Below are 21,007 nucleotides of genomic sequence, written 5' to 3'. Positions count from 1 at the left end.
CCTCAGGGGGCGGGCAAGGTGAACGGGCCTATCCTCAACAACATCTCGTCGTCATGGTCCGCGCCCCCGAACAATTGCCGGTCGAAGAACGGCTGCTCGGAAACGTGGGCGCCCAGCTCGCCGGCCAGGCCGGCGAAGGTACGGCGCGAGGCCTGGTTGTCAGGCGCCACCGTGGTTTCAAGATGACGAACATGCGCGAGGCTCTCGCGTTGCAAGAGCGCCCGAAGCATGGCGCGGCCTAACCGTTGGCCGCGTGCGCGGGTGTGCACGGCGACCTGCCAGACGAACAACACGTCGGGCCTGTCGGCAAGCACGTAAGCGGAGATAAATCCATCGATGCGTCCTCCGGCGCTTTCGGCCAGGACGCAGGTGCCGCGGTTGTGCTCGCACAGGAGCAGGTACGCGTATAGGGAATTGAGGTCGAGTGGCGGGCACTCGGATACAAGCTGGTGGATCGCGGCGCCGTCCTTGCGGCGAGGCTCACGCAACTGATGCGTTTTGCTGCCCGCCGCCGGCGCCACGGCACTTGAGTTCGTAGGGTCGTGCAGTTCGTTTGCTCTCATACAACCAATCCCGATTCGGGAGGCGCGCCACCCGTGGGCACCTCGAGGATGGGCGACGACACATCGCCCTGGGTTTCCGTCGCGACCCCGCTCTCTTCTTCCATGAGCGCAACGATGCGCTCGAGCGACAGGGTGATGGTGGCCTGCTCCAACTCCGGCAACGCGTTGAGCGCGTCGGCCAGGTGCTTTTGCAGCGGCGACGGCGCCTGCTGCGCGACTTCGCGGCCGACGTCGGTGGCAGTCACGAAAACGATGCGGCGGTCTTCGCGGCCGCGTTCGCGGCGGATCAGCCCCTTGTCTTCCAGGCGATCGAGAATGCCGACGACCGTGCTGGGGCTGACGTGGATTTCGCGGCTGATGGCCGTGGCCGTCAGCGGCCCGTTGGCGATGACCGTACGCAGGCACATCAGCTGCGGCGCGGTGATGTGGCTCACCGCGGACAACTGGCGCGAATGCAGCGCAATGGATCGGGTGATCCGGCGCAGTGCCCGCAGAATGCGCAGGTCATATTGCTGCGCGGGGTCGGTTACGGTCTGTTTATTCATGACTGAATTAGTTCAGCTAAATTGATTTCTATACGAATGATATGAGTGACCTATCCCTGTGTCAAACCGGATCAACCCCCATTTTGTAATCATTTCCGCCTAATCCGCCGTCAAGTCGCTGGGGGCTTCCCTGGGAAATCAGGACGTTACGATTTGCCGGAATCGCTCTACATTTCGTAAATAAAACATATGTTTTATTTTTTACTATAGATATATCATTTGTTTTACAACCCCTCTCCCCGGCCCCCATGATCGCTTCGTCCCTGCAAGACCATCTGCGCCAGCTGAGCGCCACGCTGCCCGCCGAGTTGCAGCGCGCCGCGCACTGGGTGCTGGCCAATCCGGCCGAGGTGGGGCTATGGTCGATGCGCCGGCAGGCGCAGGCGGTGGGCGTGTCTCCCGCTACCATGCTGCGGCTGGCGCGCGCCGCCGGCCATGACAGCTACGAAGCCTTCCGCGCGCCGTTCCAGCGCGCCCTGACCGGCGACGGCCTGCGCGAGCGCGCGGCGCGCCTGCAGACATCGCACGCGCAACGCGGCGGCGAGCCGGGCCAGGATGCGCTGACCCGATCACAGACGGCAGCGCTGGCCTCGGTCTGGCAAGCCAACGACGCGGCCGCGTTCGATGCCGCCGTCGATGCCTTGCTGCGGGCCCGTCAAGTAGGTTTCCTGGGCATGCGCTCGGCATTCGGCATCGCCTTCCAGATGCGCTATGCCTACCACCTGCTGCGCCGCAACGGCATCCTGATCGATGGACTGGGCGGCGCGCCGGCCGAAGACGCCGACTGCCTGCAGGCGGGCGATGCGCTGGTGGTGGTGTCGCAAGCCCCCTATCCCGCCGCCACGGTGCGCCTGAGCCGCCAGATCGCCGCCCGCGGCGTCACCGTGCTGGCGCTGACCGACAGCGTCACCAACCCGGTGGCGCAGGCCGCTCGCCACGTGCTGCATTTTGCCCGCCCGCCCGAAGGCGGCGCGCCGGCGCCGGCGCCGCATGACCCCGCCTCTTTTTTCCACAGCACCGCGGGCCTGCTGGGCTTGGCCGAGCACCTGATCGCACGACTCGCGGCCCGCGGCGGCGACGAGGTGCTGCACCGCCTGGCCGAGATCGAGACACGGCTGCAGGCCGACGGCGCCTATTGGCCACAACCGCCGCGCCGGCGCGGCCGCACCCCGTCCCCCGACTGAATCCCCCCTGCGCCACGCACACGCCCTTTCCCACTGCCCCCTCGCCACGGAGTCCCTCGCCATGACCAGCACCCGAGTCCTTCATCGTTCCCTGCGCGCCACGCCCCCTGTCGCGGTCCGCGGCCAGGGCGTCTGGCTCTATGACCAGGCGGGCCGCGCCTACCTGGACGGCTCGGGCGGCGCGGCGGTCTCGTGCCTGGGGCACAACCATCCGGACGTGCAGGCCGCGATGCACGCGCAGATCGACGCGCTGGCCTACGCCCACACCAGTTTCTTCACCACCGAGGTCGCCGAAAAGCTGGCCGCGACGCTGGTGGCCGACGCGCCGGCCGGCACGTCACATGCCTACTTCGTCTCGGGCGGCTCGGAAGCGGTCGAAGCGGCGCTGAAGATGGCGCGCCAGTACTACGTCGAGATCGGCCAGCCGCAACGTCGCCATATCGTGGCGCGGCGCCAGAGTTATCACGGCAACACGCTGGGCGCGCTGGCGGTGGGCGGCAACGCCTGGCGCCGCGCACAGTTCGCGCCGCTGCTGATCGAAGTGGCCCACGTCGCGCCGTGTTACGCCTACCGCGACCAGCATGCTGGCGAGACCGATGAACAATATGCCGAGCGGCTGGCGCAGGAACTGGAACAGACCTTCCAACGGCTCGGCGCCGACAGCGTGATGGCCTTCGTCGCCGAACCGGTGGTGGGCGCCACGTCAGGCGCGGTGACTGCGGTGCCCGGTTATTTCCGCCGCATCCGCGAGGTCTGCGATCGCCACGGGGTGCTGTTGATCGCCGACGAGGTGATGTGCGGCATGGGTCGCACCGGCACGCTGTATGCCGTTGAACAGGAAGGCATTACGCCCGACCTGATCACCATCGCCAAGGGTCTGGGCGGCGGCTACCAGCCAATTGGCGCGGTCATGGCGCAGGAACGCATCGTGCAGGCGATGCAGCAGGGCAGCGGCTTCTTCCAGCACGGTCACACCTATCTGGGCCACGCCACTGCCTGCGCGGCCTCGCTGGCGGTGCAGGAAGTGATCAAGCGCGACAAGCTGCTGGCGCGGGTGCGCGCCCAGGGCGAGGGGCTGCGCCAGCGCCTGCAACAGGCGCTGGGCGCGCACCCGCACGTCGGCGACATCCGCGGCCGCGGTCTGTTCATGGGCGTGGAACTGGTGCGTGACCGCGCCAGCAAGGCGACCTTCGATCCGGCGTTGTCGCTGCACGCGCGCATCAAGCGTGAAGCCATGGCGCGCGGCCTGATGGTCTATCCGATGGGCGGCACCATCGATGGCCGCCAGGGCGACCACGTGCTGCTGGCCCCGCCCTTCATCATCACGGACGATGAACTGGACCAGCTGACCGAACGCCTGGCCGATGCCATCGACGCGGCCATCGCAAGCGCCGGCGCCCGATAGCGTGCTGGCGGCCGCCTATGCCGCCACGCGCCGCCACGCGGGCCACGCACCGAGGGTCAGCGCGCGCAGCAGCCATTCGACCGGACCCTGGGCATGGTGGCGCAGCCACCATGCCGAGAATGGCAATTGCGCCCCGAAAATCGCCCCGGCAATCAACAGCGCCGCGCCCGGCGACACGCCACCCGAGAGCCGCAACCCCCAGCCGGTGAAGATGAAGGCGCACACCACCGATTGCATGAGGTAGTTGCTCAGGGCCATGCGGCCGGCCGGCGCCAGCGTGCGCGCCAGCCAGGCGCCCGGCCGCGTGCGCATGGCCAGCAGCAGCGCCGCGGCATACGACATGCTCAGCAACGGCGCCGTGAACAGACCCAGCGCCAGGCCGGGAATTTCCCACAGCAGCGCCATCGACGGCAAGGCGGCGGTCGCATACGCGGCCGATCCGGCCAATCCCGGCAATGCCCCCAGCGCGCACAACAGCCACAACACCCGCGGCTGGCGCCACGGATCGGCCAGCGCCTGGCGCCGTCCCAGCGCATAGCCGGCCAGGAACATCGCGAAGACGAACGGCCCCTGCACCAGCAGGATGACGCCCCAGATGCCACTGGTCAGTTCTTGCCAGTGGCGGGCGACGGTCGTGGCGATCGTGCCGCGATACGCCTGGATGGCGGCATGGGAATCCGCGAGCGCGACATTGTTGTCCCCCTGGCCCATGGCAACCGTGCCGACCGGATCGAGCAGGCTCAAGCCACCAAGCACCGCCCAGGCCAGCGACGTCAGGCCGATCAGCCACAGCGCCACGCGCAGCGCCCGCCCGGGCGCCATGCCACGGCATGCCATCAGGGCCAGCCCCAGCAAGGCATAGGTCAGCAGGATGTCGCCCTGGTAGAACAACACGGCGTGCGCCAGCCCAAGCGCGGCCAGGCCGGCCAGGCGCCGCAGAAAGCGTGGCCCGAAGGCGACGCCAGCCCGTTCGGCGGCGCTTATCTGCAGGGTGAAGCTGTAGCCGAACAGGAACGAGAACAGCAGGTAGAACTTGGTCTCGAACAACCATGCCACCAACCAGCGCACCGCCTGGTCCCAGGGACGCGCGAAGGCCGGGTCCACGATGCCGCTGGCATAGAACGGCGATGCGAACACGCCGATGTTGACGACCAGAATGCCCAACAGCGCAAAGCCGCGCAACGCGTCGACATGCGCCAGGCGCGGCGGCGCCATCGCGACGGCGTTCATGGCCGCTCTCCCGCCATGCCCGGCGTGGCTCGCGCATCGCCGGCGCCACCCCGGCGGCGCTGGCGCGGCATGGCGGTATCGGAGGCGATCAGCTCAGCACCGGTGACAGCAACGGCTGCTTGGGCCGCACGTCCAGCGCCCGCCCCTTGCGCGCGCGCTTGCCGACATACACCGCCAGCGCCGCGCCCGCCAGGATGTCCTCGGTGTGCTTGTTACGGTAGATGCCCGCCGCTCGCAGGCCGAGCGCGCCGATCGGCACGGTCTGGTCGAGCTTGTCGGCGCCGTCCAGGCCCATCAGAATGGTGCCGCGTCCGCCGCCGGACAGCGACTTGAGCTCGTCCAGGCCGAACACCAGGAACTTGCCCTTCTGCGACAACAGCGCCAGTTGCGTGGCGCCCTCGAACAGCGGCACCGGACGCAGCAACGCGTCGCCCGACTCCAACGTGATGAACTGCTTGCCGGCGCGTTGGCGGCTGGTCATGTCAGACAGCCTGGCGGCAAAGCCGTAGCCGCCGCGCGTGGCCAGCAGCCAGCGGCTGTCGGCCGCTGCCGCGATGGTGTGGACGATGCGGGTGCCGCTTTCCAGATCGATCATGGTGGTGACCGGCTGGCCGTCGCCGCGCGCCGACGGCAGACCCGATACGGCCACCGAATAGACGCGGCCGTTGTCGCCCACGGCGATCAGGGTGTCGGTGGTGCGGCATTCGAAGGCGCCGTAGAGGTCGTCGCCCTGCTTGAAACCGAACTGCGAGGCGTCGTGGCCGTGGCCCTGGCGGGCGCGCAGCCAGCCCTTCTGCGACACGATCACCGTGACCGGCTCATCCAGCACCTTGGTTTCGAGCACCGCGCGCTCGGCGGTCTCGATCAGAGTGCGGCGGTCGTCGCCATATTGCTTGGCGTCGGCCTCGATTTCCTTGATCAGCAGGCGCTTGAGGGTGTTGGGATTGTCCAGCAGTTCCTGCAACGCGACCTGCTCCTTGCGCTTGTCGGCCAGTTCCTGCTCGATCTTGAAGCCTTCCAGGCGCGCCAACTGGCGCAGGCGCATTTCCAGGATGTCCTCGGCCTGGCGTTCGGACAGCTTGAAGCGCTCCATCAGCGCCGCGCGCGGCTCGTCCGATTCGCGGATGGTCTGGATCACCTCGTCCACGTTCAGGTAGACCACCATGCGGCCTTCCAGCACGTGGATGCGGTCGATGACCTTGTCCAGGCGGAAGCGGGTGCGGCGCAGCACGGTGTTGGTGCGGAACGCCAGCCATTCGGTCAGGATGTCACGCAAGCCCTTCTGGCGCGGACGGCCGTCGGTGCCGATGCAGACCAGGTTGACCGAGGCGCTGCTCTCCATGCTGGTCTGGGCCAGCAGGGTGTTGACGAATTCGTCGCGATCGACGCGCGAGGTCTTGGGCTCGAACACCAGGCGCACGGCGGCGTCCTTGCCGGATTCATCGCGCACCGCGTCCAGCAGGTTCAGCATCACGGCCTTGGCCTGGGTCTGCTCGGGCGTCAGGCTCTTCTTGCCGCTCTTGACCTTGGGGTTGGTGATTTCCTCGATCTCTTCGAGCACCTTCTGGCCTGAAGTGCCCGGCGGCAGTTCGGTGACCACCAATTGCCATTGGCCGCGCGCCATTTCCTCGAACTGCCAGCGCGCCCGCACCTTGAGCGAACCGCGGCCCCCGGCATAGATCTGGGCGATGTCGGCGGCCGGCGTGATGATCTGGCCGCCGCCGGCGAAGTCCGGGCCGGGGATCATGCCGAACAGCTCGGCGTCCGGCAATTGCGGCTGCTTGATCAGCGCCACGCACGCCTGCGCCACTTCGCGCAGGTTGTGCGGCGGGATCTCGGTGGCCATGCCGACCGCGATGCCGGACGCGCCGTTCAGCAGCATCACCGGCAGGCGCGCCGGCAGCATCTGCGGCTCCTGCTGGCTGCCGTCGTAGTTGGGCACGAAATCGACCGTGCCTTCGTCCAGTTCGTCCAGCAGCAGCTTGGCGATCGGCGTCAGGCGCGCTTCGGTGTAGCGCATGGCGGCGGCATTGTCGCCATCGCGCGAACCGAAGTTGCCCTGGCCGTCGATGAGCGGATAGCGCAGGGAGAAGTCCTGCGCCATACGCACCATGGCGTCATAGGCAGCCTGGTCGCCGTGCGGGTGGTACTTGCCCAGCACGTCGCCGACCACGCGCGCCGACTTCACCGGCTTGGCGCCGGCGGCAAGCCCCATGGCCTGCATGGCGAACAGGATGCGGCGCTGCACGGGCTTCTGCCCGTCGCCGACGTCGGGCAGGGCCCGGCCCCGCACCACGGACACTGCATAGTCCAGATAGGCCTGCTCGGCATAGCGCGCCAGGGTGATGGCGGCATCGCCGCCGCCCTCGTCGGGCGCGGCGTCGAACAAACCTTGTTGATTGCTGTCGGTCATGATGGTTTCAGGTAGACAAATTCATTGAAACGGCGTCATTGGGGACGCGCGGCGCCCAGCAGCTGGGCATCGGCCACATGCTCGCGCAACTGGGCGCGCACCGCGTCCAGCGTGGCGGCGTCCTGCCCGCGCTTGGGGATGATCACGCCCTGCAGCGCCCCCAGGATGACGTACAGATGCTGCGGCGTTTCTTCGACCCGCCGCACGTCGTCCCAGTCGATGCGCCCGGAGGCAGCGGCGACGCTGTCCTCGATGCCGTCGGCGCCGAACACCAGTTGGTGGCGCCCCAGGAACAGCCCGTCCGGCTGCCTGGCGAGCATGCGCCGCGTGTTCATGCGCACCAGCCCTGGCAGCGCGAACTCGTAGGCCAGCGCCAGCAGCGCCAGGATGCCCAGGCCGACCGCCAGCCCTTCGAAGTACACCGGCAGCAGCGCACCCCAGTTCGGGCCATGCCCGTCCCAGGTCTGCCAGACCAGGTAGGCCAGCAGAACCACCACCATCAGCACGGCGAAACGCAGGTGCGACAGGTAGCGGCGGCGGCGCAGTTCCGGCCGTTTGTAGACATAGGCGGCGAACTCGGCATAGTCGTCGGCGGTCAGGTCGACCGCCATGCTGGCGGACGGCAACGGGGACGAGGGCAACGTCATCAGATGTCCAGCTCCGCCAGGTTGCCTTTCTCTTCGATCCAGGCGCGGCGTTGCGAGGACTCGCCCTTGCCCATCAGCATGTCGAACATGCGGGTGGTGTCTTCGGGGGTCTGGTCGCCGTAGCCCACCGGCAGCAGCCGGCGCGTGTCCGGATTCATGGTGGTTTCCCACAGTTGCTCGGGGTTCATTTCGCCCAGGCCCTTGAAGCGGCTGACCGCCCAGCTGCTTTCGCGCGAGCCTTCCTTGCGCAGCTTGTCCTGCGCGGCTTCCAGCTCGCCTTCGTCCAGGCAGTAGATCTTGCGCGCCGGACGCTTGCCCTGCGCCGGCACGTCCAGGCGGAACAGCGGCGGCTTGGCGACGTAGACGTGGCCGGCCTCGACCAGCTTGGGGAAGTGCTTGTAGAACAGCGTCAACAGCAGCACCTGGATGTGCGAGCCGTCGACGTCGGCATCCGACAGGATGCAGATGCGGCCGTAGCGCAGCCCCGACAGGTCGGGCGTATCGCGCGGCCCGTGCGGATCGACGCCGATGGCCACGGAGATGTCATGGATTTCGTTGTTGGCGAAGAGACGGTCGCGGTCGACTTCCCAGGAATTGAGCACCTTGCCGCGCAATGGCAGGATGGCCTGGAATTCCTTGTCGCGCCCCATCTTGGCCGAACCGCCTGCCGAGTCGCCCTCGACCAGGAAGACCTCGGTGCGGCTGGCGTCGCTGGATTCGCAGTCGGTCAGTTTGCCGGGCAGCACCGCCACGCCGGAACTCTTGCGCTTTTCGACTTTCTGCGCCGAGCGCTGGCGCGCCTGCGCCTGGCGGATGGCCAGCTCGGCCAGCTTCTTGCCGTATTCGACATTGCTGTGCAACCACAGGTCGAGCGCGCTCTTGGCGAATCCGCCCACCAGGCGCACCGCATCGCGGCTGTTCAGGCGCTCCTTGATCTGGCCCTGGAATTGCGGATCCAGCACCTTGGCCGACAGCACGAAGCTGGCGCGGGCGAACACGTCCTCGGGCAACAGCTTGACGCCCTTGGGCAGCAGGCTGTGCAGTTCGGCGAAGCCCTTGACCGCGCCGAACAGACCTTCGCGCAGGCCCGACTCGTGGGTGCCGCCGGCCGGCGTTGGAATCAGGTTGACGTACGACTCGCGCACGGCGTTGCCGTCCTCGGTCCAGGCCACCACCCATTGGGCGCCCTCGCCTTCGGCGAAGGTCTCGTGGTCGGCGCCGGCGTACTGCTGGCCCTCGAAGAACGGCACCATCAGTTCGGCGCCCGCCAGCGCCTCGGACAGGTAGCCGCGCAGGCCGTCCTGGTACTGCCAGGTCTTGGTGTCGCCGGTCTTTTCGTTGACCAGCGAGACCTTCACGCCCGGCAGCAGCACGGCCTTGCTGCGCAGCAGGTGGGTCAGTTCGCCCAGCGGGATATTGGGGCTGTCGAAATACTTGGCGTCCGGCCAGACCCGCACGCGGGTGCCGGATTTCTTGCGGCCGCCCTGGTCGTAAGGCGCCAGCGGCTCGGCGACGTCGCCGCCCTTGAACACCAGGCGGTTGACGGCGCCGTCGCGCCAGACCACCACTTCGAGCCGGGTGGCCAGGGCGTTGGTGACCGATACGCCGACGCCGTGCAGGCCGCCGGAAAAGGCATAGGCGCCGCCGCCGGCCTTGTCGAACTTGCCGCCAGCGTGCAGCCGGGTAAACACCAGTTCAACCACCGGGGCGTTTTCCTCGGGGTGCAGGCCGACGGGAATGCCGCGGCCGTCGTCCTCGACCGACACGCTGCCGTCGATGTGCAGCGTGACCAGGATCTGCTTGCCGTGGCCGGCCAGGGCCTCGTCCGCGGCGTTGTCTATGACTTCCTGCACGATGTGCAGGGGGTTTTCTGTGCGGGTGTACATGCCCGGGCGCTGCCGCACGGGCTCCAGCCCTTTCAGGACGCGGATGGACGCCTCGTTGTAACGTGGAGTGGCCAAGTTATCCCCAACATCTGTGGAAAAAAACCGACATTTTACGGATAAGCCCAGATTCTGCGCGGCTCCGGGTGGGATGCGCACGACCTGACCAGCACCGAATTCGGTAGGATGACGAAAGAGACACAGCCAGCGGATCCGGGTTCAATGCCCCGGATCGCGATAACTGCGCCGCGATATCCTACACAAAAGCGGCAAACACTGTTGTTATAAACAGTGGTATGCCTGTTGTTTTTGACAGTGGTATGCTTTAATCCATCCCACAAACAAGAACAACGGCAAGGCGTCCCTCTTTTCGCCTTTTGCTGCCGAACCCGAGAATCACCATCATGAGCGACCAAATCAAGAACGTCAGTGACGCGAGCTTCGATGCCGATGTATTGAAGTCCGGCCAGCCGGTGCTGGTGGACTACTGGGCTGCCTGGTGCGGCCCCTGCAAGATGATCGCCCCGATCCTGGAAGAAGTCGCCACCGAATACGCCGGTCGCCTGACGATCGCCAAGCTCAACGTGGACGAGAACCAGGGCACCGCCGCCAAGTACGGCATCCGTGGCATCCCCACCCTCATGCTCTTTAAAGACGGCCAGGCTGCCGCCACCAAGGTTGGCGCGCTGTCGAAGTCGCAACTCACCGCATTCCTGGACGGCGCGTTGTAAACTGCGTGCTGTGAACGAAGGCGCCGCCCTGGGGGCGGCGCTCATTCAGTACCGCGCGAGCCCGTCCGTGGCGCGCCGCCAGAACCCTCCTTTACTCTTCCCCCAACACTCACCGCGATGCACCTCAACGAACTGAAGGCGCTGCATGTCTCGCAGCTGCTGGAAATGGCCGCTGGCCTGGAAATCGAGAACGCCAACCGCCTGCGCAAGCAGGAGCTGATGTTCGCCATCATGAAACGGCGCGCCAAGCAGGGCGAGCAGATCTTTGGCGACGGCGTGCTGGAAGTCCTGCCCGACGGTTTCGGTTTCCTGCGCTCGCCCGAGACCTCGTATCTGGCCAGCACGGACGACATCTACATCTCGCCGTCCCAGATCCGCCGCTTCAACCTGCACACCGGCGACTCGATCGAAGGCGAAGTGCGCACGCCCAAGGATGGCGAGCGTTATTTCGCGCTGGTCAAGGTGGACAAGGTCAACGGCGTGGCGCCCGAGGCGATCAAGCATCGCATCATGTTCGAGAACCTGACGCCGCTGCACCCGAACCAGCCGCTGCGCCTGGAACGCGACATCAAGAGCGAGGAAAACCTCACCGGCCGTATCCTCGACATCTTCGCCCCCATCGGCAAGGGCCAGCGCGGCCTGATCGTCGCCAGCCCCAAGTCGGGCAAGACGGTAATGATGCAGCACATCGCGCATGCCATCACCACCAACTACCCCGACGCGGTCATGATCGTCCTGCTGGTGGACGAGCGTCCCGAGGAAGTGACCGAAATGCAGCGCACCGTGCGCGGCGAAGTGGTCGCCTCGACCTTCGATGAACCTGCCACCCGCCACGTGCAGGTCGCCGAAATGGTCATCGAGAAGGCCAAGCGCCTGGTCGAAATGAAGAAGGACGTGGTGATCCTGCTGGACTCGATCACCCGCCTGGCGCGCGCCTACAACACCGTGGTGCCCGCCTCCGGCAAGGTGCTGACCGGTGGTGTCGACGCCAACGCCCTGCAACGCCCCAAGCGCTTCTTCGGCGCCGCGCGCAACCTCGAGGAAGGCGGCTCGCTGACCATCCTGGGCACCGCGCTGATCGAGACCGGCAGCCGCATGGACGAGGTCATCTACGAAGAATTCAAGGGCACCGGCAACTCCGAAGTGCACCTGGAGCGCCGCCTGGCGGAAAAGCGCGTCTACCCGTCCATCAACCTGAACAAGTCGGGCACCCGCCGCGAAGAACTGCTGATCGCGCCGGACCTGCTGCAGAAGGTCTGGGTGCTGCGCAAGTTCATCCACGACATGGACGAAGTCCAATCCATGGAATTCATCCTGGACAAGATGCGCGCCACCAAGACCAATGCCGAATTCTTCGACATGATGAAGAAGAAATAAGCCGTCACCGCCCGCGCGCCGGGCGCACGCATCGAATTGGCGAGGATTGCCCCACGGCGGTCCTCGCCAATTGCTTTTGGGGTCGAGCCGGAGCGGTATCCCAAACGCCAGGGAACCGCGGACGGCCGCATCAGTGCTCGATGAACTCTTCCAGGCTGCGCGGCTTGGGCGTCTGCTTGGGAGCCGGCTTGCCTGAGGCGTCGATAGGGTCGATCCTGGGGTCGTCCCAGCTGCCAGTGACGGCATATTCCATGGTCATGGCGCGCGCCAGCGGCTGCTTGAGTAGCCATTGCGTGACGAACGCGCCCAGGCCGATCAGCGGGTTGACCGCCAACGCCGTCACCATGGCCGCGCCGCTGGCATCCAGGTTGGGGATCACCACCGCCTTCAGGTTCCAGCGCTCCTGCACGATATTGACGTTGCCCGCCAGCACGATGGCGGCCACCGGGCCGTTGATCTTGTATCCCTCGGTGGCCAGCGAACCGTCCGCCAGCCTGACCTGCCCGCGCACGGTATCGAAGGGAAAGCCATCGCGCAGCAGGTTGGTCGGATTGACGTCGAGCCGCGCCAGGCGCTGCAGCGATTGCAGCGACAGCAACTCCAGCAGCCGCGCGGTGCGTGAATTCACGTGCATGAAACGTCCCTTGTCCAGGGAGATCTCGGCATCCCCGGCGACATCCGCGATGTCGTGCGTCCAGGGCAGGTTGCGCCAGCTCAGCTTGGCCTTGATGTCCCCGGTGCCGCCCGACACCACATGTTCGAATCCGATGCGGTCCATGAAGCTGCCCAGGTTCTCGAACTTGGCGGCGGCATCAACCGTCAGGCCGCGGTCGGGCCCCTCCAGGCGCCAGGTGCCGGTCGCATTCAAGGTGGCGGCGTCGTTGGCTATCGACAGTTTGTCCAGGCGCCATTGGCGGCCACGCTCCAGGTTGGTGCCGATGACCTGCAGCTCGCCCAGATTCTTGCCATAGAGTCGGAACTCCTTGGCCTGCAGATCGATCGCGGGAATGTCGGACAGGTCGTTGCCGGAAGACAGCGCCTTGTCGGCCTCGTTGCTGTCCTCCGCGCCCCCCAGCGCCAGATGCTTCAGGCGCGCGGTGATCTGCCCGGCGATCGCGCCGGAGGCTTCGCGCCACGACAGCGAGCCAGCCGCCTGTCGCGACTCCAGATCGACGCGCCATTGGGCCGGCGCGGGCCGGGTGGCGTACAGGGTGAGGTCATTCAGGGTATAGCCGCCGGTGCGCAGCACCCCGGTGGCCAGGCTGACGCGCTCGGGCGGCGGCAGCAAGGGCCGGGAGGCCGCGCGGCCCTTGGTGGGCGCCAGGCTGAAGCCGTCCAAGACCGCTTCCCAGCTGTCCACGTCCAGCTCTGGCAGGCTGGCGTTCAGGCTCAGGCCGCGCTCCGGCAGACTGGCGGGCCGGTCGATGCCCAGCGCTCCGCGGGCGAAATACGTCGCCGCGCCATCGGCCGGATCGCGTTCAAACAGGGCGTTGACGTTGTCGCCCAGGCTGGCGGTCAGCCAGCGCCGGCCCTTGGCGCCCTGATCCTGCGCGGCGCCCCATTGCAGCTTGAGCGGGCGCACCGACCGCGCCGGCTTGCCCACCGGCGCCGGCATGTCGATCGCCAGCCCGGCCAGATCCGACTCCATCGACAGTTCGACCGAACCGCCCCGCTGATAGCCGAGCTTGCCCTTGTAGGCGGCCTTGCCCGAGAAACGCGCCATCGACGGGGCATTGCCGAGCTGCGCCAGCCCCGCCCCAGACAGCACGCCTTCGAATCGCAGGACATCGTTCGGCTGGATCAGGCTGCCGCTGATACTGACCGGACCGCCCAGGAACTGGGCGCGGATTTCCTTGGCCTGCACGCCTTTTTCCGAGAAATCCAGGTCCCCGTGCATCTGGCTGAGCAAGGGCATCTCGGGCATGAACGTGAAGGTGTTGTCGGCGAACAGGATCTTGCCTTGCACCTGGGTGTCGTCGGTATTCATCAACGGCACCTTGAGCTTGAGCGGCATGCGCCAATTACCGGTGCCGCGAGCCTCGTCCAGGGCGCCGTCCAGCAACTGGCCCAGCGGCGAGCTGCCGGCCAGCGCCAGATAGGCGGGCACCGGGCCGCTAGTCACGCCATCGACCGTCAGCTCGGCCTGATGCTCCATGTCTGGAATGGCGGCGGTCACGGCGCCAAGCGTCACGGTCTGGTCCTGGCCGGTATGAAAGACCGCGCCGCCCGGACTGTCGAGCACCAGCCCGACCTTGTCGACCCGGAAACTGCCCGACAGGTTCTCCAGCATCGGCCAGCCCTTGCGATGCGGCCGCGCCGGCGCATAGTCGACCGTGGCGCCGGAGTAAGCGCCGGCGATCACGAATTCGCCCGTCGATCCCGGCGCGCCGAAAGGGAATTCGTCGAGGTCGCCCTTGAGGGTGATGGCCGCCGCTTCCATCTGGCCCTTCGGCAGACCGGTTGCCAGCCACTCGCGCGCGTCCGGATTGACCTCCAGCGGCAAATAGCGGTGGATCGCGTTCATGGCGCCGCGCACCAGGGTGCCCCGCATGTCGACGCTGCCGGCGGCGCTCTTGCCTTCGCGGCGCCACTGGCCCTGCAGGCGGACGTCCAGATCGTCATTGGTGACGCGCAACTGGCTCACGTCCACGAACCAATCGCGCGCGTCCGCCCCCTTGATACGAGCGTCAAGCGACACGTCGCTGGCCGCCAGGTCGGGCTGCTCAAAGATGCCGGGCAGCGTCACCCGCAATTGCTCGACACGGCCGCGGAGCGCCAGATTCGCCGCGCCGGTGCTGCGCGCCAGCGGCAGGCGCGCGCTGTCGATGAAATCGCCCGGCGTGCCCTCGATATGCAACCGCGCATCGGCCCCGCCCACCGCCGGCCCGCCTGACGCCGCCGACCAGTCGACCCCGCGCGCCGCCAGGTCGGCGGTCAACGTCGTGAATTTGCCGTGGTCCAGCTGCAACCAGGCGCGGGCACTGACGCGCCCCCGGACCGGCGGCGGCGGCGTCCAGGCCGCCCAGGCCAGCGGCTCGGCATCGTCGATCGCGGCATAGATTTGGCCGCTCCAATTGGCGGGGCTGGCGGTATTGGCGGAGAACAGGCTGCGATTGAATTCCCCGCGCAGGTCCAGCTTGCGGGCCAGCGCCGGATCGGCATCGGCGCGCAAGGCGAAGCGGTGCGACAGGCTGCCATTGCGCACCAGGAAATCGACATTGCTCAAGACCAGCTCGGGCGCCTGGCGCAGCTCGTCCTGCCAGCGGACGCGGGCCCCATGGATGAACACTTCGCGCTGCGCGGTCAACCAGCGCAGCGCCGGATGATCCAGGTCGGACCGGTGATCGCTGGCGTTCAGGTCGATGCCCTGCCCCGCCACCCAGAGGCGATTGTCGGGATCGCGCCGCAAGGTCAATTCAGGCTGCTCCAGCCGCAGGCGCAGCAGCGTGGGCGAAAAAGTCAGCAGGCTGCGCCATGCCAGCACCGCCGACACGGAGGGCAACGTCAACACGGGGCCCGGCTGGTCATCGTAGACTTGCACCGAGGTCAGCGCCAGCCGTGGATTGAGGCCTTGCCAGTCGGCCTGGATCGCACCGATCGTGACCCGTGCGCCCAGTGCCTGGCTGGCGTAGGCTTCGATCTGGGGGCGCCATTGGTCCACGCGCGGCAAGACCCAGTAGCGCACGCCCAGAAGCCCGATGGCCACGACGCCGTATACGGTCAGTACCACCCAGAACAGGCAGCAGAGCACTTTCTTTGAAACAGACACGGATCGGTGGGCAGGAGAATAGTCTTGCGGTATCGTCCCCACTTATACCTGAAACGCGCCCATTCGTCTCCCGTCCGATCGCCATGCCTACGCCCGCCCTGTTCGCCCCCGCCCTTGCCTGGTCCGGCCACCTGCGCCGCCGTCTCGATGCCCACCCGGACCTGGCCGCCTGGCTGGAAGACGCAGCGCAACACCCGGTCACCCCGGAGCGGCTGGCGCACTGGCAGGCCGAGCTGGCCGGCCCCGGCGCGCCCGCCACCCTGCCCGTGGAGCAGTGCCGCCAGGTGCTGCGCAAATTGCGCGAGCGGGTCTTCAGCACCCTGATCGTGCGCGACCTGGCCGGCATGGCGCCGCTCGAAGAGGTGGTCGGGGCGATGACGGCGCTGGCCGACGCTGCGGTTGCCGCCGCCTACCGCAGCGTGGCCGCCGAGCTGGCTGAGGTGCACGGCGTGCCCCGCGATCCGGCCACCGGCCTGCCCCAGGAAATGCTGATCGTCGGCATGGGCAAGCTGGGCGGCGGCGAGCTCAACGTCTCCTCCGACATCGACCTGATCATGCTGTACGGCGAGGAAGGCGACACCGATGGTCCGCGCCGCATCAGCCATCATGAGTTCTATGGCCGCCTGACCCGCCGCATGATGCCGGTGCTGTCCGAAGTCGATGCCAACGGCCAGGTCTTCCGCACCGACCTGCGCCTGCGCCCGGACGGCGATGCCGGGCCGCTGGCATGGAGCCTGGATGCGCTCGAGCATTACCTGATCGGCCAGGGGCGCGAATGGGAACGCTATGCCTGGCTCAAGGCGCGCCTGATGCCGGCGCGGGCGTTCGAGGACAGTAACAGCGAGGCCCAGGCGCGGCAGCTCGAAAGCCTGCGCGTGCCGTTCGTGTATCGCAAGTATTTCGACTTCGACGCGCTGGCCGCGCTGCGGGCCCTGCGCGAGCGCATCCGCCAGGACTGGCAACGCCGCGCCACCGCCCGCAATGGCATCGACAGCGCCAACAATATCAAGCTGGGCGATGGCGGCATCCGCGAGATCGAGTTCGTAGTGCAATTAGCGCAGTTGATCCGCGGCGGGCGCATGCCGGCACTGCAGCAGCGCGGCCTGCTGGCGGCGCTGCACGCCGAACAACTCGCCGGCCTGGTGACCGAGGACGATGCGCGCCGCCTGGAGGACGCCTATCGTTTCCTGCGCCGCACCGAGCATGCGCTGCAATACCGCGAAGATGAGCAGACCCACCTGCTGCCGTCGGACCCGGCATTGCGGACCGCGCTGGCCAACGCCCTGGGCCTGGACGCCGCGCAATTCGAAAGCACGCTGGCCGCCCACCGCCAGTTCGTTTCCCGCACCTTCCGCAATGTGTTCCGCTTGGTGGGCATGGACAAGGAAGACACCGCGGATGCCGGCAGCGAAGCTGCCGCCGCCGAGGCCGAGGAACAATGCGAGCTGGCCGAACAGATCCGCCAGACCTTCGGCGAACAGGCCGACGACCTGCTGCGCCGCGCCGACACCCTGATGAACAGCCACCGGGTGCGCAGCCTGCCCGAGAGCAGCCGGCGCCGCCTGGAAGCCCTGCTGCCCGCCGCCCTGCGCGCCGCGAGCCAGACTGGCGCGCCGCTGGACGCCGCCGTGCGCCTGCTCGACCTGATCGAGAAAATCGCCCAGCGCAGCGCCTACCTGGCCCTGCTGGCTGAATACCCCGACACGCTGGCGCGCGTGGCCCGCATGGTCGCGGCCAGCCCCTGGGCGGCGCAATACCTGACCCAGCACCCGCTGCTGCTGGACAGCCTGATCGACTGGCGCACGCTGTTCGAACCGCTGGACTTCGCCCAGATCGCGCGCCAGTTGAGCGCCGACCTGGACGCCTGCCGCCTGCCCGACGGCGACCCCGACATCGAGCGCCAGATGAATCTGATGCGCGACGTGCAGCGCCAGGCCAGCTTCCAGCTGCTGGCGCAGGACCTGGAGGGCGAACTGACGGTGGAAAAGCTCGCCGACCAGTTGTCGGCCCTGGCCGACCTGCTGCTGACGGAAACCATCCGCCGCACCTGGCCGCTGGTGAACAAGGTCGCGGGCGCCGAACCGCGTTTCGCGGTCATCGCCTATGGCAAGCTGGGCGGCAAGGAGCTGGGCTACGCCTCCGACCTGGACCTGGTGTTCCTGTACGACGATACGCGCGAGGACGCCGCCGAGGTCTACGCCAAGCTGGGGCGGCGCATGACCTCGTGGCTATCGACCATGACGTCATCGGGTCGCCTGTACGAAATCGACCTGCGCCTGCGGCCGGACGGCGATGCCGGCCTGCTGGCGGTGTCGCTCGAAGCTTTCGAGCAATACCAGCAAAAGCACGCCTGGCCCTGGGAGCATCAGGCCTTGACGCGCGCGCGCTACGCATGCGGCGATGCCGCCGTCGGCCAGCGCTTCGAACAGATCCGCGAAGCCATCCTGGTGATGCCGCGCGATACCGCCAAGCTGCGCGAGGAAGTGCTGGCGATGCGCGAGAAAATCAATGCCGGCCACCCCAACAACACCGAAAAGTTCGATCTCAAGCACGATGCCGGCGGCATGGTGGATGTGGAATTCGTGACCCAATACCTGGTGCTTTGCCATGCCGGCAGCCATCCTGTGCTGGTGCGCAACCTGGGCAACATCACCCTGCTGCGCCTGGCGGGCGAGGCCGGGCTGATCGACCCGGGCCTGGCCACGCGCGCCGGCGATGCCTACCGCACGCTGCGGCGGGTGCAGCACCAACTGCGCATGCAAGGAGTGGAAAAGGCCCGCGTGGCGCCCGACCAGTTGCAGGCCGAACGCGCCGCCGTGCGCGAACTCTGGCACGCCGTGCTGGGCTGACAAACCGGGCGCCCGCCCCGCGCCGTGCCGGGCACCCCGCCCCATGGCGCCAACTCGGCGTAAAATGAGGCGTTTTCCGCCTAACCGCCTGCTTTTCACCATGTCCGAATTCGTGCGCCCCAAACTCGACCTGCCCGCCGGCCGCAGCAAGGTGCTGCTGCATTCGTGCTGCGCGCCCTGTTCCGGCGAGGTCATGGAAGCCATGACGGCTTCCGGCATCGACTACGCGATCTACTTCTACAACCCGAACATCCATCCGGTCAAAGAATACGAGATCCGCAAGCAGGAGAACATCCGCTTCGCCGAGCAGCACGGTATCGAATTCATCGATGCCGACTACGACATGGACAACTGGTTCGAGCGCGTCAAGGGCATGGAAGACGCCCCCGAGCGTGGCGAACGCTGCACCGCCTGCTTCGACATGCGCTTCGAGCGCACCGCGCTCTACGCGCACGAGCACGGCTTCGACACCATCACCAGCTCGCTCGGCATCTCGCGCTGGAAAGACATGAACCAGATCAACGGCTGCGGCGAACGGGCGGCCGCGCGCTACGATGACCTGGTCTACTGGACCTACAACTGGCGCAAGGGCGGCGGCTCCTCGCGCATGATCGAGATCAGCAAGCGCGAGAACTTCTACCAGCAGGAATACTGCGGCTGCGTCTATTCGCTGCGCGACACCAACCGGCACCGCCGCGCGCAGGGCCGCGAACGCATTCACATCGGCGTGAAGTTCTACGGCAAGGAAGACCTGATCAACGCGGAAGAGCTCTAAGGCCAGCGCGGGCCGGCCACCGCCGGCGGCTCAGGCCGTTTCGTCCGGCTGGCGCCCCAGGCGCCGGTACTCCGACGGCGACACCCCATAGCGGTTGCGGAACGCGTGACTGAAGCGCGCCGCGTCCGAAAACCCATGACGGAAAGCGATCTCGCCGATCTGCCGCGCGTGCTGCGCGGCATCGACCAGCATGTCGCGGCAGCGCTCCAGGCGCGCGCCCAGGATGAAGTCGGCCGGCGTGGTTGCCGCCTGCGCGAACAGGTTGTACAGATAGCGCCGCGACACGCGCAACGCCACCGCCGCCGTCGCCGGCGACAGGTCGGGATCATGCAGGTTCTCGATCAGGTACTGCTGCACGCGGCGCAACTGCGCCTGCCGCAGCGCGCCGGGGTCCTGCGCCGCGCCCCCACCGGCCCGTTCGCTGATGTCCAGCCCCATCATCTGCATCACCGCATTGGCGGCGTCGCGCGCCGCGCTCTCGGACAGGTGGGCGTGCTCGCTCAACGCCACCCGCAACAGATCCATGGCCATGCGGCCGCAACCGTGGCGCGCGCTGAAACTGCGCGCCACCGCGTTGCGCATGGCCGGCAGCCAGGCCTCGGCCTGCTTGCCGGGCACCTGCATCACCAGGAAGTGCGCGTTGTCGTCGACATCCACCTCGTAGGGACGAGTGGTGTCATAGATGCCCCATTCGCCCGGCATCAGCAAGGCGGTGCGCGCCGCTTGGCGGATTTCGCTGCGGCCGTCGAGTTGCAACGTCACCTTGTAGCCGGAGGCCTCGGCCCGTTCGGCCAGCATCTTGGTGCGCCGCACCCGCTGCGCGTCCGTGCGCATTTCGCAAATCTGCATCCAGCCCAGCGCATCGACCGCCACGCTGCTGCGAAAGTGCTTGGGGTCGGCCGCCGACACTTCCAGCGGCACGAACGTGTTGCTGATGTTTTCCTTCCAGCTGGCGCAATCCAGGAACTGCTGGGGCGCGCTGCGTACGAGGGCGAGTGACATGGCGACTCCGGCGCGCGGCGTGGAACAAATGGCGATCTTCTTTCTATCACCGACTCCCGGGCGCGGAGTATCCGTGACAACCCCTACGGGACGCCGGTATTGCGCGAGCCGGCGCGGCCGCCGCCCGGGGCAGGCCGCGCCGCGCGGTCTCAAGGCTTGCGGGCACTGCCGTACGAATAGTCGGACAGGGCAAACCCCCGCGCCGCCAGTTCGCGCGCCAGGCCATGGCGTACCGGCACCACATCGTCATAGCGGCGCGGCCGGGCGGCCGCCACCTCGCTTCCGGTATACGGCTGGAATCCGGCGGGCAACTGCGCCGGACTGAATGTGCGCAGCAGCCAGTTCAGCACATTGGCCAGTTCGGCATCGTCCAACTGGGAAAAGGCGGCCCCCGGAACCCGGATCAGGTATTCGCGGCCGGCGGGCAACTGCGTGAATGCCCCTACCGAATTGCGGAAGTCCGGAATGCCGTGCGGCGTGCTGCCGCGGCCGTCGACCCGGTGGCAGCCGGCGCATTGCAGTACGTAGTCGGCACGGGCGACCTGCCGCAAGGTATCGGCCCCGGCCGCGGCGCGGCTGGCGCCCGCCGCCGGCACCGTATCGCCGGCGGCGGCACCGCGCGCCATGCCCAGCC

General features: G+C 67.4%; 15 protein-coding genes. 6 read left to right on the top strand and 9 right to left on the bottom strand.

The genetic code is table 11. The annotated features are described in order from the left end of the window. Positions 1-2 precede the first annotated feature (2 nt). Together ectA and HV701_RS16285 are read right to left on the bottom strand one after the other, a co-directional pair. Positions 3-563: a diaminobutyrate acetyltransferase gene (ectA, locus tag HV701_RS16290; protein ID WP_175134080.1), complete on the bottom strand. Its 561-nt coding sequence runs from the start codon at positions 561-563 to the stop codon at positions 3-5. Next, positions 560-1,108, bottom strand: a complete 549-nt coding sequence (locus HV701_RS16285) for a MarR family winged helix-turn-helix transcriptional regulator (protein ID WP_175134079.1) — start codon at positions 1,106-1,108, stop codon at positions 560-562. The genes ectA and HV701_RS16285 overlap by 4 nt, the downstream gene beginning before the upstream one ends. Positions 1,109-1,356: 248 nt before the next feature. Here HV701_RS16285 and HV701_RS16280 point away from each other — a divergent pair, with 248 nt between their 5' ends. After that, a complete protein-coding gene (locus HV701_RS16280; protein ID WP_175134078.1) occupies positions 1,357-2,292 on the top strand; it encodes a MurR/RpiR family transcriptional regulator in 936 nt (311 codons plus the stop codon). A 61-nt stretch (positions 2,293-2,353) separates the two neighbouring features. After that, positions 2,354-3,697, top strand: a complete 1,344-nt coding sequence (locus HV701_RS16275; protein WP_175134077.1) for an aspartate aminotransferase family protein — start codon at positions 2,354-2,356, stop codon at positions 3,695-3,697. Positions 3,698-3,712: 15 nt separating this feature from the next. Here HV701_RS16275 and HV701_RS16270 read toward each other — a convergent pair whose 3' ends face one another. The 4 genes from HV701_RS16270 to parE form a co-directional block, all read right to left on the bottom strand. After that, positions 3,713-4,927 carry a DUF418 domain-containing protein gene (locus HV701_RS16270; protein WP_175134076.1) on the bottom strand — a complete coding sequence of 405 codons (1,215 nt, stop codon included), beginning with the start codon at positions 4,925-4,927 and terminating at the stop codon, positions 3,713-3,715. Between the two features lie 88 nt (positions 4,928-5,015). Continuing rightward, positions 5,016-7,340 carry a DNA topoisomerase IV subunit A gene (parC, locus tag HV701_RS16265; protein WP_175134075.1) on the bottom strand — a complete coding sequence of 775 codons (2,325 nt, stop codon included), beginning with the start codon at positions 7,338-7,340 and terminating at the stop codon, positions 5,016-5,018. Positions 7,341-7,375: 35 nt separating this feature from the next. Then, positions 7,376-7,987, bottom strand: coding sequence for a YcxB family protein (locus HV701_RS16260; protein ID WP_175134074.1), 612 nt, complete (start codon positions 7,985-7,987; stop codon positions 7,376-7,378). After that, positions 7,987-9,948, bottom strand: a complete 1,962-nt coding sequence (gene parE / locus HV701_RS16255; RefSeq protein WP_175134073.1) for a DNA topoisomerase IV subunit B — start codon at positions 9,946-9,948, stop codon at positions 7,987-7,989. Before parE ends, HV701_RS16260 begins: the two co-directional genes overlap by 1 nt. Positions 9,949-10,274: 326 nt before the next feature. On the opposite strand from parE, the gene trxA reads away from it, so the two are divergent. Further along, the gene (gene trxA, locus HV701_RS16250; protein ID WP_006387817.1) at positions 10,275-10,601 is read left to right on the top strand and encodes a thioredoxin TrxA; all 327 of its coding nucleotides are present in this window, start codon (positions 10,275-10,277) and stop codon (positions 10,599-10,601) included. Between the two features lie 117 nt (positions 10,602-10,718). After that, positions 10,719-11,978 carry a transcription termination factor Rho gene (gene rho, locus HV701_RS16245; RefSeq protein ID WP_175134072.1) on the top strand — a complete coding sequence of 420 codons (1,260 nt, stop codon included), beginning with the start codon at positions 10,719-10,721 and terminating at the stop codon, positions 11,976-11,978. 130 nt (positions 11,979-12,108) lie between these two features. On the opposite strand, the gene HV701_RS16240 is transcribed toward rho, so the two are convergent. Continuing rightward, entirely contained in the window at positions 12,109-15,729 is a 3,621-nt protein-coding gene (locus tag HV701_RS16240) for a YhdP family protein (protein WP_175134138.1), read from the bottom strand. Between the two features lie 101 nt (positions 15,730-15,830). On the opposite strand from HV701_RS16240, the gene glnE reads away from it, so the two are divergent. Continuing rightward, entirely contained in the window at positions 15,831-18,596 is a 2,766-nt protein-coding gene (glnE, locus tag HV701_RS16235) for a bifunctional [glutamate--ammonia ligase]-adenylyl-L-tyrosine phosphorylase/[glutamate--ammonia-ligase] adenylyltransferase (protein WP_175134071.1), read from the top strand. A 100-nt stretch (positions 18,597-18,696) separates the two neighbouring features. Next, a complete protein-coding gene (locus HV701_RS16230; RefSeq protein WP_175134070.1) occupies positions 18,697-19,371 on the top strand; it encodes an epoxyqueuosine reductase QueH in 675 nt (224 codons plus the stop codon). Between the two features lie 30 nt (positions 19,372-19,401). Here HV701_RS16230 and HV701_RS16225 read toward each other — a convergent pair whose 3' ends face one another. Both HV701_RS16225 and HV701_RS16220 read right to left on the bottom strand, forming a co-directional pair. Beyond that, entirely contained in the window at positions 19,402-20,373 is a 972-nt protein-coding gene (locus HV701_RS16225) for an AraC-like ligand-binding domain-containing protein (RefSeq protein WP_175134069.1), read from the bottom strand. Positions 20,374-20,522: 149 nt separating this feature from the next. Then, complete coding sequence (locus HV701_RS16220; protein WP_175134137.1) at positions 20,523-20,999, bottom strand: c-type cytochrome; 477 nt, start codon at positions 20,997-20,999, stop codon at positions 20,523-20,525. Between the last annotated feature and the right edge of the window lie 8 nt (positions 21,000-21,007).

Origin of the sequence: Achromobacter pulmonis (assembly GCF_902859765.1) — a bacterium.
Classification (GTDB): domain Bacteria; phylum Pseudomonadota; class Gammaproteobacteria; order Burkholderiales; family Burkholderiaceae_B; genus Achromobacter; species Achromobacter pulmonis.
Note: the sequence above shows the minus strand (reverse complement) of the source record. Positions and strands in the feature narration are given on the sequence as shown.